Raw genomic sequence first — 999 nt, 5'->3', positions numbered from 1 at the left:
GTCGGTGAGGGTTCGTGAATGCAAGAGACGTTATCTGAAACTGCTGAAAACCATACAAAAAACAACACTTTCATGAAAATCGGGAGTGATGTTGATGAAGAATTCGATTTGCTATTGGTGTGGATCAAAAGCAAATTCGATGGAACACGTACCGCCAAAGTGTTTGTTTCCGGAGGAAAAAGACGTAAAAGAAATTACTAGAAAGACTTATCGAGATAATCTTATAAGAGTTCCGTCATGTGAAGAACATAATTTGAAGAAATCAAATTTAGACGAATATCTTATGGTACATTTGAGTGGGAGAGTAGGTAATAATTTCGTAGCTTATCTCAACACTGTCACAAAAGTTAGTAGAATTAGACTTCGTAACCCAAGAATTATAAATATCGAAAAAACGGATGTTGTTAGAATTAGAAACAAAGAATTCCCAGTGTTATGGATTAATGCAGATACAAGCAAGCTAACTTATTCGTTCGAATCAATAGCAAGGGGATTATATTTTAATGAATATGGAAGTATTTTTAATGGAAATTGTCTAGTCATCACAAAGTTATTTAAACACCCGAATGATCCTGAAGGATCCAAGTTTATAAGTCGATCTTTTAATCTAATTGAAAGTGAACAGAAGCATTGGAAGACAGAGATTAAAGGTAGTAACCCAGAAATTTTCACTTACCAATTCAGTAAGGTTGATGGTTTTAATTGTCAGACAGTGGCTCTGAATTTTTATAGTGGAACGATGGTTTATGTAGTATTAAATGGTATGACAGAAGAGCAAAAAGTAAAGTTAGAACCATACACTAATACAATTACGGGCATATTTTTTGGTGATATGGACTGAAATGGCAAAATCTCTTGATAGTAGTTCAAGATGTCAGCAGCATCGGATAACACCGCATTCACGCATCGGGCCTGCCGGCCCTCGGTCCGCAGAAGCAATTTCGGGGAAGTTGGAGCTGCGGACAACCCCTACGGGGTTCGTGAATGCGAGAGACGTTA

Annotated in this window: 1 protein-coding gene; it reads left to right on the top strand. The window is 37.1% G+C overall.

Features of this window, described 5'->3' with window-relative positions; genetic code table 11:
- The first annotated feature begins 94 nt into the window (after positions 1-94).
- Complete coding sequence (locus tag JET16_RS29760; protein WP_199624864.1) at positions 95-841, top strand: hypothetical protein; 747 nt, start codon at positions 95-97, stop codon at positions 839-841.
- Positions 842-999 lie beyond the last annotated feature (158 nt).

This window comes from Paenibacillus alkalitolerans, assembly GCF_016482785.1.
In the GTDB taxonomy this organism is placed as follows: Bacteria; Bacillota; Bacilli; order Paenibacillales; family YIM-B00363; genus Paenibacillus_AE; species Paenibacillus_AE alkalitolerans.
This window is presented reverse-complemented; position numbering and strand designations above follow the sequence as displayed.

What these genes read in the sequence shown, in the direction of transcription:
- JET16_RS29760 (WP_199624864.1), top strand. Translation starts at nt 95, where the DNA reads ATGAAGAATTCGATTTGCTATTGGTGTGGATCAAAAGCAAATTCGATG.